17 protein-coding genes are annotated in these 14,074 nt (G+C 42.6%); 15 read left to right on the top strand and 2 right to left on the bottom strand.

Annotation, left to right across the window (positions count from 1 at the left end):
* The first annotated feature begins 33 nt into the window (after positions 1-33).
* From tkt to DEF30_RS08760, 13 genes are all read left to right on the top strand, one after another.
* A complete protein-coding gene (gene tkt, locus DEF30_RS08820) occupies positions 34-2,031 on the top strand; it encodes a transketolase (protein WP_294098341.1) in 1,998 nt (665 codons plus the stop codon).
* Between the two features lie 105 nt (positions 2,032-2,136).
* On the top strand, positions 2,137-2,910 hold the full coding sequence (locus DEF30_RS08815; protein WP_294098339.1) for an SDR family oxidoreductase: 774 nt from the start codon (positions 2,137-2,139) through the stop codon (positions 2,908-2,910).
* 87 nt (positions 2,911-2,997) lie between these two features.
* Positions 2,998-3,786, top strand: a complete 789-nt coding sequence (locus tag DEF30_RS08810) for a GTP pyrophosphokinase family protein (RefSeq protein ID WP_031573682.1) — start codon at positions 2,998-3,000, stop codon at positions 3,784-3,786.
* A gap of 195 nt (positions 3,787-3,981) precedes the next feature.
* Complete coding sequence (locus DEF30_RS08805) at positions 3,982-4,287, top strand: hypothetical protein (RefSeq protein ID WP_294098335.1); 306 nt, start codon at positions 3,982-3,984, stop codon at positions 4,285-4,287.
* A gap of 194 nt (positions 4,288-4,481) precedes the next feature.
* A complete protein-coding gene (locus tag DEF30_RS08800) occupies positions 4,482-5,033 on the top strand; it encodes a sigma-70 family RNA polymerase sigma factor (protein WP_294098332.1) in 552 nt (183 codons plus the stop codon).
* Entirely contained in the window at positions 5,023-5,751 is a 729-nt protein-coding gene (locus tag DEF30_RS08795) for a DUF4367 domain-containing protein (protein WP_294098329.1), read from the top strand. Before DEF30_RS08800 ends, DEF30_RS08795 begins: the two co-directional genes overlap by 11 nt.
* A 97-nt stretch (positions 5,752-5,848) precedes the next feature.
* The gene (locus DEF30_RS08790) at positions 5,849-6,283 is read left to right on the top strand and encodes a hypothetical protein (RefSeq protein WP_294098327.1); all 435 of its coding nucleotides are present in this window, start codon (positions 5,849-5,851) and stop codon (positions 6,281-6,283) included.
* Between the two features lie 32 nt (positions 6,284-6,315).
* Positions 6,316-7,029, top strand: a complete 714-nt coding sequence (locus DEF30_RS08785; protein WP_294098324.1) for a DUF4367 domain-containing protein — start codon at positions 6,316-6,318, stop codon at positions 7,027-7,029.
* Positions 7,030-7,121: 92 nt separating this feature from the next.
* Positions 7,122-7,625, top strand: a complete 504-nt coding sequence (locus DEF30_RS08780; protein WP_294098321.1) for a hypothetical protein — start codon at positions 7,122-7,124, stop codon at positions 7,623-7,625.
* Between the two features lie 70 nt (positions 7,626-7,695).
* Entirely contained in the window at positions 7,696-8,199 is a 504-nt protein-coding gene (locus tag DEF30_RS08775; RefSeq protein ID WP_294098318.1) for a hypothetical protein, read from the top strand.
* Between the two features lie 236 nt (positions 8,200-8,435).
* Positions 8,436-9,149 carry a hypothetical protein gene (locus DEF30_RS08770; protein WP_294098315.1) on the top strand — a complete coding sequence of 238 codons (714 nt, stop codon included), beginning with the start codon at positions 8,436-8,438 and terminating at the stop codon, positions 9,147-9,149.
* Between the two features lie 13 nt (positions 9,150-9,162).
* Complete coding sequence (locus DEF30_RS08765; RefSeq protein WP_294098312.1) at positions 9,163-10,239, top strand: AAA family ATPase; 1,077 nt, start codon at positions 9,163-9,165, stop codon at positions 10,237-10,239.
* Positions 10,226-11,584, top strand: a complete 1,359-nt coding sequence (locus tag DEF30_RS08760) for a VWA-like domain-containing protein (protein ID WP_294098614.1) — start codon at positions 10,226-10,228, stop codon at positions 11,582-11,584. Before DEF30_RS08765 ends, DEF30_RS08760 begins: the two co-directional genes overlap by 14 nt.
* Before the next feature lie 97 nt (positions 11,585-11,681).
* Here DEF30_RS08760 and DEF30_RS08755 read toward each other — a convergent pair whose 3' ends face one another.
* The gene (locus DEF30_RS08755) at positions 11,682-12,023 is read right to left on the bottom strand and encodes a HesB-like protein (RefSeq protein ID WP_294098309.1); all 342 of its coding nucleotides are present in this window, start codon (positions 12,021-12,023) and stop codon (positions 11,682-11,684) included.
* Between the two features lie 26 nt (positions 12,024-12,049).
* Positions 12,050-12,388 carry a HesB-like protein gene (locus DEF30_RS08750; protein ID WP_294098306.1) on the bottom strand — a complete coding sequence of 113 codons (339 nt, stop codon included), beginning with the start codon at positions 12,386-12,388 and terminating at the stop codon, positions 12,050-12,052.
* 503 nt (positions 12,389-12,891) lie between these two features.
* On the opposite strand from DEF30_RS08750, the gene DEF30_RS08745 reads away from it, so the two are divergent.
* Both DEF30_RS08745 and DEF30_RS08740 read left to right on the top strand, forming a co-directional pair.
* A complete protein-coding gene (locus DEF30_RS08745) occupies positions 12,892-13,326 on the top strand; it encodes a hypothetical protein (protein WP_294098291.1) in 435 nt (144 codons plus the stop codon).
* Positions 13,327-13,448: 122 nt separating this feature from the next.
* Positions 13,449-13,970, top strand: a complete 522-nt coding sequence (locus DEF30_RS08740) for a type 1 glutamine amidotransferase domain-containing protein (protein WP_294098288.1) — start codon at positions 13,449-13,451, stop codon at positions 13,968-13,970.
* The last annotated feature ends 104 nt before the right edge of the window (positions 13,971-14,074 follow it).

Here is a 14,074-nt window from a genome sequence, read left to right as displayed (position 1 = left end):
TTGAAACGCACCAATAAATATATGGAGGTTGACATGTACAACAATAATGATGCCTTAACCATCAATGCCATCCGTGCGCTGTCTATTGACGCCATCGAGAAAGCAAACTCCGGACATCCGGGACTTCCGCTGGGAGCTGCACCATTTGCCTATGTGCTCTGGGCAAAGAACATGATGCACAATCCTAAAAACCCTACCTGGTTCAACAGAGACCGTTTTGTGCTCTCTGCAGGACACGGGTCCGCACTCCTGTATTCCATGCTTCATATGGCTGGATATGGCCTTCCCATGGACGAACTGAAGAATTTCAGACAATGGGGATCCAAGACACCAGGACATCCTGAATATGGTCACACCGTAGGCGTAGAAGCCACCACAGGGCCACTGGGTCAGGGAATCGGCATGGCTGTAGGTATGGCCATGGCAGAAAGCCATCTGGCCGCAAAGTACAACAGAGACGGCTATGATGTCGTAAATCACTATACCTACGCTCTTTGTGGAGATGGAGATCTGATGGAAGGGGTTTCCCATGAAGCTTCTTCTCTGGCAGCTCATCTGAAGCTTGGCAGACTGATTCTTCTTTATGATTCCAATGACATCTCTTTGGATGGAGACCTTCATAAGTCATTCTCTGAAAGTGTCAAAGAAAGGTATGAAGCATACGGATGGCATTATCTGAGAGTGGACGATGCCAACAATCTGGAGGCTGTGGATGAAGCCATCAAGGAAGCAAAGAAAGTAGAAGACAAGCCTACCATCATTGAAATCAAATCCATCATTGGTATGGGTGCCCCAAATCAGGGTACTTCCAAAGTTCATGGCGCACCTCTTGGAAAAGAAGGCGTCAAGATTACCAAGGAATTCTTCCAGTACAATCATGAGGACTTCACTGTGCCACAGGAAGCCTATGACACTTTCCAGGGACACATCGAAGAGTATGGCGTAGCTGGAAACAAGGTTTGGGATGAACTGTTTGAAGGATATAAGAAGGCTTATCCAGAACTTGCAAAAGAACTGGAAGATGCCATTTCCGGAAAGCTTCCAGAGGACTTTACAACAGATCTTCCATCCTATGCGGCCGGCAAGGGTGTAGCTACAAGAAATGCTTCTGGTGAAGCCATCAACTACTTTGCAAAGAAGCTGCCAAGCCTCTTTGGCGGATCAGCGGACCTTGCTGGATCCAATAAGACCACCATCAGTGGAGCAGGAGATTTCTCTGCTGAGAACAGAAGCGGAAGAAACATCTGGTTTGGTGTCAGAGAGTTTGCCATGGGAACCATGATGAACGGTATGCATCTGCATGGAGGACTTCGCGTCTTCGGTGGAACCTTCTTCGTGTTCTCAGATTATGTGAGACCTGCAGTAAGACTTTCTGCGCTGATGGGACTGCCAGTAGTCTATGTGTTCACTCACGACAGTGTTGCTGTTGGAGAAGACGGACCTACCCACGAGCCTATCGAGCATCTGCCATCTTTCAGAGCTATGCCGAACCTTACCGTACTAAGACCTGCAGATGGAAATGAAACCTATGCAGCCTGGAAAGTAGCGCTGGAATCAGAAAGTACACCAACAATCCTGGCACTGTCCAGACAGAACCTCACCACCATGCCACTTCCTATGGAAGAAGTGGTGGAAGGCGTGAAGAGAGGTGCGTATATCGCGTCTCCATCCGAGAAGGAAATCAGCGACGTACTTCTTATTGCCACAGGATCTGAAGTGCCCCTGGCTTACGAAGCACAGCAGGAACTGAAGAAAGAAGGTATTGATGCTGCTGTAGTTTCCATGCCATCTTGGGATCTCTTTGAGAAGCAGGACAAGGCCTACAAAGAAAAGGTGCTGAATCCTTCTGTGAAGAAGAGACTGGCCATGGAACTTTCCAATCCATTAGGATGGGAAAGATATGTGGGAGACGAAGGAAAGATACTTGGTATTGACACCTTTGGTGCTTCCGCACCTGGAGAACTGGTCATGGAGAAGTTTGGATTCAATGTGCCAAATGTGGTATCCATGGTAAAGGACCTCCTGAAATAAGAAAAACAACAGCTGCCTGGAAGATTATTTTCCAGGCAGTATTTTTGTGTATTTTGTAAGGTTTGAGAAGTATAATGAAGGAAAATGTCATAGGAGGAGTTTATTATGGAAGGATATGCACTGATCACAGGAGCCACATCGGGGATTGGGCTGGAGCTTGCGCTGAACTTTGCAAGAGACGGCATTCATCTGGTGCTGGTGGCAAGGACCAAGGAAAAGCTGGAGGAAATCAAGACACGCATCGAAAGGGAGTATGACGTAAAAGTTATGATACTGTCAAAAGATCTCACCCATGAAAAAGCTCCGCTGGAAATTTATGAAGAGCTGGAGAAAGAAGGAATCCAGGTGGATTATCTGGTGAACAACGCTGGCTTTGGCACCTTTGGTCGGCTGAAAGACACAGACCTTGAGACAGAGAAGGATCTGGTGAAGCTGAATGTGCTTTCTCTTCTGGAGATGAACAAGCGCTTTGTGCCTGCCATGGCAGAAAGAGGATTTGGCTATGTGATGAATGTGGCATCTCTTGCAGCCTTCATGCCAGGCCCGGTCATGGCCAATTACTATGCATCCAAGGCCTATGTGCTCAGCCTCTCTGAAGCCATGCATGAAGAGCTGAAGCCTTACGGCGTGAAAGTCAGTGCCCTCTGCCCAGGACCTGTAAAGACAGGCTTTCAGGAAAGAGCTCAAATGAAAAAGACCGATGCGGCCATGGCATTTCTGATGGAAGCCAAAAAGGTGGCGGATGTGGGGTATCTGGGCATGTGGAGAGGAAAAGCTGTGGTGGTGCCTGGCACCTTTGAAAAAGCAGTTCCGGTTCTTGTGAAGCTCTTGCCAAGGTCTCTCATCCGCAAAGCGTCCTTTCTTTCACAAAAAGAGTAATTCTTTGCCGTTAATTTGCTATAATGGAAAGAGATACTGAAAAAACCCAGGATTCTGGATTTTGGAGATATGTGAGAGGTGTGTTTCATGGCCAGTAAAGATTGGAAAACATTTTTGATTCCCTATGAACAGGCAGTGGAGGAGCTTAAAGTGAAGCTTCGAGCCATTCGTACAGAATACCGCAGAAAAAATGATTATTCTCCCATTGAGTTTATTACAGGCCGTGTGAAGGAAGTTTCCTCCATGCTGGAAAAAGCCAACAAGTTTGGGATTCCCCATGACCGCCTTGCGGAGGAGCTGGAAGACATCGCAGGAATCCGTATCATGGTGCAGTTTGTGGATGACATTGAAACGGTTGTGCAGCTGCTTCGGGGCAGAAGCGATATGCGGATTCTTTATGAGAAGGACTACATTACCAATGTAAAGCCCAGTGGATACCGGAGTTATCATATGATCATCGAGTATCCCGTCAACATGGCTTCGGGAGTGGTGAATGTCATCGGAGAAATCCAGATCAGAACCCTTGCCATGAATTTCTGGGCGGTGACAGAACATAGCCTGAACTATAAGTATAAGCAGAGCATTCCGGAGCATATCAAGATCAAACTGAAAGCGGCAGCAGAATCTGCCTATCAGCTGGATGAGACCATGCTGGACATTAAAGACGAAATCAAGGATGCTCAGAAGCTCTTTGAAGTGAAGTCCGCTTTAGTATCCAGAATCATGAATGATATTCTCTTTCTCATGTCCATGGGTAAGATTCAGGAAGCGTCCAGATTCCAGAGTCAGCTGAATAAGCTCATTGAGTATGGAGATGTGTCAGACCTCAATCAGCTCCATCAGATGGTGAAGAAAGAGATCAACCGGTTTAAATAAGATGTAAGAAAAGTGCAGGAAATCTCAGCCTGCACTTTTTTGTTATAGATGGACTAGAGATGTAAAATATGAAATTGCTGGTTTTTCTGTATGTTTTATATGAATCAGTAATAATCTGGATTTGAAGAGATTTCTTCGAAATTAGTGTAACAAAAGGACCCCTGTTTCCGTTTATATAGTATAGGGGTGATTTCGATGTATGACAAATTTGAAGTGCTGGGATTGTTTTTGGGGAGTGTGGCAGGCTTTTTACTTGTAAAAGTCTATCAGATCTGGGCCATTCTCTATTGGATGGAAGGCATGGCTCTTGCTGGGAAAGATGGATACTGGGAAACAGAGATCTGGGTGTTTTCCATTGAAAATCCGAATCTGTTCTTGTTCATTGTTGTTGCACTGTTTGCCACGGCTGGCAATTTGATTCAGAAGAAATACTTCAGGCAAAATGAAAAAGGCGATACGAAACCAGAACCGTACAAGAAAAATGAAATTCCAAGTGAATAGTCTAAGAGAGGACTTCTATAGGTGTATGTAATAAGTTTCAATAGAGTGAGTACAAAAATCCAAGATGAAACAGATGGAAAATTATAGATTCATTGATGTAAACACCACATTGGCATATAATGAGAAGGTGATATTCCTATATTTTCTTATGAACTTCTGACAAACACGAGAAGCGGCAATGAGGTGTTTATATTTTGCTATTTTTATCTGTCATCGAAAATCAAGCGGTACGCAATCAGTTGGAAAGTATCTATATACGGTATGCCAAAGAACTGATCTTTGTTTCACACGGAATCCTTCAGGATTATCATGAGGCGGAAGATATTGTGCAGACGGCTATGATTAAAGTATCGGACTATATCGACGAAACAACAGATGCTGAATCTAAAAGCATCAGAGGTCTTCTTGTGATCATCGTCAGAAGGCTTTCTTATGATGTGTATAATCAGAGAAGACGGAGAAATGAAAGCAATGTGGATGATTTCAGGGATACCCTTGGTGATGTGCATACGGCAAGTCCAGAACTGAACATCCTGAAAATGGAAGACAGAAGGTATGTGGCAGATCTCATGGCGAAAATCAATGAAAGCTACATGGACATTCTGACGCTGAAATATATCTATGAATACTCAGATAAAGAGATTGGAGAGCTTCTCAATATGACAGAGGGAAATGTTAGGACAAAGCTCTCTCGTGCAAGAAAAGCCTGTCAGAAAATCATTGGAGGTGATGACAGTGAAGAGTAAAAAGAATCAAGGACCCAAAGCGCTGGACACTTTGCAGGATGCTACTTTTAAAGCCATAGCGGAAGCGCATCTTATGAACCTCACAGAAGACTTGGACAGAAAGAAAGATCAGATTGAAGCCATTGAAATCAGTCAGGCCATGAAGGACTGGGCTGTGAAGCTTGAGACCAGTTCTAAAAGAAAAAAGAAAAGGAACAGATTCACTTCCAGTAAAGCAGCCATCTTTCTCCTGGTCCTTTTAGGAGGATTTGCCATCACCACCTTGTCAGTGGAAGCACAGAGATATAAACTCTTTGAGTATGTGGTGGAAATGAAAGAGACGGCTATGAGAGTCTACAGGACCGATGAGATGACTCAGTTCCAAGATCCTCTATTTGAGTTTGACAACTATGATTATCCAACGCTTCTGCCCAAAGGATACACGCTGAAGGAGTACTCTAAAGACTACGATATCGTGAATATGATTTTTACAAAGGGCGAGGAAAGAATCATTTTCTATCAGTTTGACACCGCAGGGGACTTCACCTTCAATACAGAAGGCGCTGTGGTGAAAGAGGTGATGGTGGGAGAATACTCTGGTTTTCTTATCACCAACGGCAAGAAGAACCAACTTTACTGGCAGAATGATGAGAAAGAATATACAGTCAGAGGCACCATTACTGAGAAAGAGATTATGAGATTTGCAGAGAGCTTGAAAAGAACAGAGAAACGAAACTGACAAAAGATCAATGTTTATAAAATAATTCTAAAAATAATACAAAAAAGTGTAACAAAACACCCCCCTTCACCGTTTATATAGTGAAGGGGGTGTTTTTATGAAGAGAATCCTTAGGTGGATGATGGTTTTTATGATCATTCTTTGGAGCGTACAAAGCAAAAGTCTAACTGTTGTTGGAACGGAGATAGACATGGTCTTGGATGAGAATGTCATCGGCGTTCAGTATCTCTATATTGAAACATACCGGAATCATTTTGAAATTTCAAGCACCGGTGCAGCATCCTGCACGACCATTGCTTCAGGAGACAATGTGGATGCTGTTCATGTCTACGGTTCTCTTCAAAAGGAGATCAGTGGACAATGGATCTCCATAGGGAGCTGGAGCAGGAAAGTGAATGGCACAGAAGCAAAGATTACGAACACATTGATGGTGGGGCCAGGGACGTATCGGTATAAATCATCAGTGTATCTATATAGAAATGGCTTACTGCTAGAACAGGATGAAAAAGCAAGCAATCCGATCAGCTACTAAGGTTGTACAAATAAAATGGGGAGAGGATGAGGATGAAATCTTTTGAAAAGAGAGAGCCTGAAGAAATCTTCAGACTGCTTGGAGAAGCTCATCTTTCTAATCTCCTGGAACTTCTGGAGCAGTCTCAGGACCGGATTCTAAAGATGGAACATCCCACTGATTTCCATCTTTGGTTTGATCAGAAGAAGAGGAGCCGCAAGAAGAAGCAAAGAATGAGACCCTATATGTTTCGAACAAGAAAAGCAGCCATGTTCTTTGTACTTATATTAGGCTCCATGTCTATGATGACTTTGAGTGTAGATGGAGTAAGGAATAAGGTCTATGAATTTGTCACAGAGGTTCAGGAAAGATATACAAGATTTCAGAGAGTGGACATCAGCGGAGGCAAGAGGGAGGACTTAAAAGCTCCCTCAGGATATTACTTTCCAAAGGAGCTGCCGGAAGGATACGTATTTCAGAAGTTCACGCAGTACACAGATATGGCGCTCTTCAAATACACCAATGGAGAAGAAGAGATCTCAATGCTTCAAGCAAGTACTGCTGGGGATTACAATCTTGATACTGAGAATGCCATAGTGAAGGAAGTGGACATTGGAGAAAACAAAGGGTTTCTTGTTCTAAAAGGGAGAAGAAGCATGCTTCTATGGCACAACAATGAAATGGAATTTTTAATCAGAGGCTTTATCAGTGAAGAAGAGATCATGAAGATGGCAAAAAGTCTGGTTTTCCGAAAAAAAGAGGAGTAAGCGGATGTCTGAAAAGGAGTTACCCTGATGTGTCCAAAAAGGATACAAAGGAAAAGGATCTAAGGAAAAGGATCTAAGGAAGGAAGTAAGAGATGAGAAAAGTAAAACTGAGTATACTGATTCTATCACCGGTCATGATCGGGTTTCTGTTTAATATACTGGTGCAATACATACCATCTCTTGGCTATCCAGCGCCCCTGATTCTGATGGCATTCTGGTTTTATGCAGGAGGAGTTTTTGCAGAGGAAAATTTGGATGAAGTCAAAAGCATTGTTGGTGCGAATCTCCTTGGAGTGCTTTCACTTGCACTGTTCTGCTCACAGCATATGCCCTTTGGAATGGGCAGAAAGCTCGCCATGAGGTTCATGTTTTCACCACTCATTAGTGCACCGTTTAGCTTTTTTACTGGTAGAGTGGGTTTTTTGTTTGAAGCAACTTCTCATCAGGTGACCTCAGTGACTGCAATGGTGATGCAAGGTGCTGCGCTGCTCGTCATGATCCTCATCTTTGTTGGAGGATATTATTACCGAAAACATAAGATACAAAGACAAATGAGAGAAATAAACCGAAAAAACAATAGATTAAATATCATATAATTAAGTATTGACTTTTAAATAATTTAAATATACAATGTATTTACTATTAACATACAAAAGGAGGCAGCGAATGGGTAAGCAGGTAAAAATCGGAATCTATTTGATGATTTTTGCTGCAGTAGCTTTCTGGGTACTGAACCAGTTGCCTTTCTGGAAAAATGTCACCATAGAAGTTCCTGCACAGGTCTATAAAGAAAACGTAAATATCAAAGAGACTTATGTGAAAATAGAAGGAAGGAAAAGTCGATATCTGTTTCAGAAAGAGGACAGATTCGAAGGGGAATTAGAAATCCCTGCTTTAGGGATTACCATGGAAAGTGAATCGCGAATCTATTCCTCTGTTTTTCATAAAAACATATATACGGTGCAAAGCACGAGTTTCAATCCAGAAATGAGGACTGAATGGATCTTTGTCTTGGCAGATGAGACGATGGAAGAGTTCTCATTCGTTGGACAAGACGGTACCTTTGTTGCATCCTCTAAGGAGATCTATGATGCTTTTTCACCCCACGTAAATTTTCATGGTGGTGGAATGGGATTCGAAAATCTGGAGAAACTTACATTTTTCAAGTAACTAATCACGCATAGAGGGAAGAAGAGCTGAGAGGCTCTTTTTTTCATGTTTGTCACTATATAGAGATGAACTGAGGATCTTCATTTGCGGTAGCGCTGTAATGAATGATTCGATGAATCAGATGATTTTAGACTAAAGCACACATTCTGAGATAGATTGCTACTTCTTCTTTGATTTCACAAAATTTAATAGTATAATGGACGGTAGAGAAAAAATAAAGAAATGATGTGAGATGAATGGAACTGGATAAAGATTTAGAACTAGTTAAGAAAAATGGAAATGAAATCAGACACATGGTGAATCCTTCCTTTGATGTGATGATGGAAGCTGTCAAGAAAACGCCTTCAGCCATACAGCATATCAAAAATCCTCCTGTGGCGGTTATGGTCACGGCCGTTCTTGGCGGATGGAACAGCCTGAGGTTTATAAAGGATGCGCCTTATGAAGTGCAGCTTGCTGCGGTGAGGAATAAAGGCTGGGCCATCCAGTATGTGAAGGATCAGAATCTTGAGCTTCAGCTGGAAGCCGTAAGAAGGGACTTTGATGCCATACAGTACATAAAAGAGCCATCCTGCGATGTTCAGGTAGAAGCGGTGAAGAGCTTTTGGAGCGCCATCAAATATGTGAAAAAGCCGTGTCTGGATGCTAAGGTTCTGGCCGTAGGAAAGAGTGAGCAGGCCATCACCTATGTCAGTGACTATACAGAGGAAGAGCTTCGTCTTTACTTGTCTGCCAATGTGAAAATCGTGAAGTACATTTATGATTCTCTGGATGTTGCGATGCTTTATGAGGTTCTTGAGGAGAAGTTCATGTCAGAGGATGTGTCTGAGTCTTATATCAGAGACTTCATGGAGCTTCAGATCCTGGACATCAATAAGGTCAACTTCATCAGAGATCACGGATCCCGAGTGACAAAACAAAAACTCATGGATTATGTGCTGAGCAGATAGGAGAGTAGTAAGAATGAATTATAAAGAAACATTAGAAGCAGTGGAACTGGCTCTGCTGAGCAGGTCCGTTCCTCTGATCATTGGAGAAAGCGGAATCGGAAAGACCTCTCTTCTCAAGGATTTTTCCAAGAAGCATGACCTGTATCTTGTGAATATCGATGCGAATCTCTTGAAAGAAGGAGAAATCGGCGGACTGCCCATGGTGGTGGCAGGGAAGACTTATTATGCCACCCACCATAAACTCATGGAGATTGATACCTGGCTGCAGAACAATCCTGGGAAAGTCATGCTTTTCATAGATGAAATCAACCGCTGTGACCATAGTGTCCAGCAGGAGCTTATGAACCTCATCCTGAACCGTGAGATCAACGGATATAAACTCTCAGACAGGGTGCTGGTTGCAGCAGCCATGAACCCTACAAACAAAATGGACGACTACCGGGACACCGACTATCAGGTGGTGGATATGGACCCTGCCCAGGAAGACCGCTTCATCTGGTTCCATATGGACTCAGACCCGAAAGAGTGGATCCGATGGGGAATGGAAGATGGAGATATACACGAGCAAGTGCTGCAGTTTATTTCCAATTTCCGGGAATATCTCAGCTACAGCAGTGAAGAAGAATATATCAAGGCGACACCGAGAAGCTGGGAGAGAGTTTCCAATGCGTTGAAGGTGTTTGAAAAAAGAAATTACGACAATAAGACCTTATACCATCTGGTGAAGGGAAATGTGGGCACAAAACTCGCTCAGGAGTTTATGGCCTTCCTGGAAGACAATAAGAACCCTCTCATTTCCACGGAGGATCTCTATGAGATGGAAGTGCTGTCCCAGTTTGTCCGGGATGAGATCGGTCAGGCAAGTCACTCCAGGCTGTATATTCTATCCAAGAACATGATTCTAAAGCTTCGGGATCATATGACCCCAAAGCATGCAGACAGATTCTCTGAAGTGCTGAATCTCATGCCCAAGGATCTTCGCATCTCTGTGATGAAAGAGCTGAAGAGCGATTATCCGGATGTGTACCCTATTCTCCTAAACTCAGATTTATTTATTGAAGGGTTCTTTGATTGCTATGGTAGATCTTAATTTCAACAAAGAGTTCCAAGAGAAAGATGAGCTCATGGAAAAGAGAAGAGTGCTTCTTTTGGACTTGAAAGTCTATATGGAAGAGGGAACTTTAAGAAAGGGCTTCAGCAAAGACTTTTTTTCTTATCTCAATGAGCTGTCCTTTCGGATGCTCAATGGCGGAGAAGACTACTATGCTCTTTTCATGGGGGACACCTATAGAGAAATTGATTTTAATCTGCCCTTTCCCACCGCCAGTGTGCTGAGAGGCAGTAAAATACAGTTCCTTTTCAATCCGCAGATTTTTCTGCAGCTGGAGGAGCGGGAAGCCGTGGCGATGATCAAACATGAGATTCTTCATATTCTTCTCAAGCATCACGGCAGAGAGAAAGCACTGAAGAATAAGTTCAGAAAACTTGCCATCAACCTGGCCATGGACATTTCCGTGAATCAGTACATCAATCATCTGCCGGCGTTTGTGGAACGCATCAATTCTGTGAATATGAGATTTGACCTGAATCTGAAGACCAATGAAACATTGGAGTATTATACTGAGGAGATTCACAAAGCCATCGCGGAGCATCCAAAAGCAGTGAAAGAACTTCTTGAAAAAGACCAGGTGAACTATGAGGAAGTCCATGACCGATGGGTAGAATCAGAGGATGAGGACAGTGATGAAGTAAAAGACAAGCTGAAATCAACGCTGCTTTTAGCCAGCAGAAATGGTGTCCCGGATGAAATTTTAAGGATTGTAAAAGACCAGCTGAAAGGAGAAGTTCCCTGGACCCAGATCATCAGAAAAGCCATCAGGACGCTACCGAAAGGAAAGAAAAAAACAGTGACAAGGGTCAATCGGAGACAACCGGAACGGATGGATCTTCGTGGTGAACTTCGAAACCATGTGCCGGATATTACCGTGGCCATTGACATCTCTGGAAGCATTGATGATAAGTCCATGACAGATTTCTTAAAAGAAATCCTGGCACTTTCCAGAGCATACAGTGAGACCATCAGAATCATTGAGTGTGACAATGAAGTGAGAAGAGACTATGTCATAAGAAATCTCAAGGATATGAAACCACTACTGAAAAGAAGAGGCGGAACGAAGTTCTCGCCGGTGTTTTCCTATCTGAAAGAAGAAAATCTGAGAAATACACTTCTTATTTATTTCACCGATGGATTAGGTGAATCAAAGCTTGAACTGAGACCTTACCACCATAAAACCATTTGGGTGGTCAAAGGAGACAAACTGTCTTTAACGGAGCCTTATGGTGAAGTGGTGAAAATTAAAAGCCATAAAGAAGAAGGCGATGCTGTCTATGGACTCCAGGTGATGCGTGCGCTTCTTCATGACTGGGCAAGATAAAGCAGAAGAATAAAATATATGAAAATTAAGCAATGAAAAAGAGCCCCATGATGGACATCATCCTTCATGGGGCTCTTCAGTACATATCAAATAGATTTTAGCCGCAGCTGCTGCAGGTTCCACAGTCAGATTCAACGACCTTATTGGGTCTTAGGACCATACCCTGTCCCAGGTTTTCATCTGTGGAGAGAATCTGGAAACCTTCAAATTCGTCATAGAGATTGGACTCGATATAGAAGGTCAGATCCTTAATGACAGTCTCCATATCTCCATCTTTCTTATCATCCACCATGAGTCCAAATCTAGGACCACTGCAGGCATAGCCTGCCAAGGTGATACGGATATTGTTTTTTTCCACCTGATTGCTTCTCAGGAACTGGACAAACTCCTCATAAGCAGCATCGCTCATCACAAGAAGTTCCTTTTTTAGAGTTTCCATTCTAAAATCTCCCCTTTTTGATTTAATTATACAGCACAACCTGTTGCGCAGGTGGAGCAGCCGATGTTTTCATCAATTTTCTTTGGTCTTAGTGACATTCCGCCACCATAGTTCTCTTCATCAGAAAGAATCACGAATCCCTGATACTCCTCATAAAGATCCTTAGCTACGATGAATGTGATGTCTTTGATGACTTCAACCACATCACTGTCAGAAGCTTCATCCACCATGAGTCCAAATCTTGGACCGCTGCAGCCGAAACCAGCCAGTGCGAGTCTTACAACCTTAGGTTCGATATCATTGGCTTCCAGTAAGTCGTTGAATTCCTGATATCCAGCATCAGAAATCTCTATCATATTTGTCATTGTGTTAATCAATTAAAACAACTCCCTTTTAATTCTTATAAATTTACTCTGATTTACCACTCCATTATATAACAATCTGAAAGATTCTTCAAATCAATTTGGTCTGAAGCAAATCCAGAGAAAGCACTGATGAATAAGGATTCTTCAGAACATGAACTTATTCTAACAAAAAAGCATTAAAAAGTCCTGAATTATTTCTTTTTTCTGGTTCGCTAGAAAGATCTCAGGAGAATTTTTTCTTCTAGGTACTCCTCTTCTTTTTTTCAGGTACAATGAAAGAAGAAGGAGTATCAATGAAAAACCTCCGAGTCGGGGAAACTCAGAGGCTTTCATTCAGTATACATATTCGTATAAAAGGGGGAAATATGAAATACTATTACGGTCTTTCGTATTTCGAAATATGTTGTGTGTGTGTTATGTACTTATAGTAACATAGATTGCACAAAATTGAAAGTGATTCTCAATTAATTGTTGAAAACATTTTGTGAATAAGGAGGACTGCAATGGGAAATGAAAAATTCTATGAGAAGGATGCATTGCTGAAGGTCCTGTTTATGCCCATTCGGGACAGACTGTCGATTTGTGTTGGCTCCACCATGGTGGAAGTCAAAGAGAAAGAAGGTTTTCTTTTCGTGATATTTCTTACGCCTGGTGGGAAAATTGAGCTCAAGTGTACAGCAAAAAGAATGGCGGTGACTCTATGGGAGGTGGAACTGCTGGACCAGGAGATCCAGGAGATCCTGCTTCGGATTTCATTTTTCTTAAGAAGAAATGAAATCCAGGTCCTGACCATACGAAAGAGTGCTGAAACAAATCACTTATCAGAATACCTTGAGAACAACTGCAAGGCGCTGCTTTTGGCTTCCTATGGTAAAGAAATCTGGTATGAACTGAGAGTCATGGAGTTTATCTTTAAAGCGCAACAGCAGAAATTTTGATGTAAACAGAAGAGAACAGAACACAAAGGTGTAAAAACTTCATTAATTCTTTTGAAAGTGTACGGCGGAAGCTTAGATTTACGGTACAATGTAAACAATGATAAGTACTAGGAGGAAAAACCATGAGAATTTTATCGTTTGTTGCTGATATCTTTGAAGATCTGGAACTGTGGTATCCTTTAATCCGTCTCAAAGAAGAAGGATGGGAAGTGGATGTGGTAGCCCTTGACAAGAAGAAAATTTACACCGGGAAATATGGTTTAAAAGCAGAAGCCAATAAAACGTATGATGAAGTGAAATCAGAAGACTATGATGGTCTTCTCATTCCAGGCGGGTACGCTCCTGATATTTTGAGAGTTGAGGAAGACTGCATCAGGCTTACAAAAGAGTTCAATGAACAGGGGAAACCCATAGGCATGATCTGTCATGCAGGCTGGGTTCCTGTGACGGCAGACATTCTTAGAGGAAAAACAGGAACAAGCACCAAGAAAATCAAAGCAGATCTGGAGGGTGCAGGAATGACTTGGGTGGATAAGGAAGTGGTAGTATCAGAAAATATCATTTCATCCAGATCCCCCAAGGATCTTCATGTGTACACCACGGCATTCATCGATGAAGTGAAGAAGTATAAAGAAGGAAAATAGTCTAGATAACATGAAAGAAACAGGATCCGATTTCGACAGGAGTCAGATCCTGTTTTTTTCATGGGATCATCACTACAAGAATCATGTAAAACTCCTGAAGTGAG

Origin of the sequence: Proteiniclasticum sp., assembly GCF_003514505.1 — a bacterium.
Classification (GTDB): Bacteria; Bacillota; Clostridia; order Clostridiales; family Clostridiaceae; genus Proteiniclasticum.
This window is presented reverse-complemented; position numbering and strand designations above follow the sequence as displayed.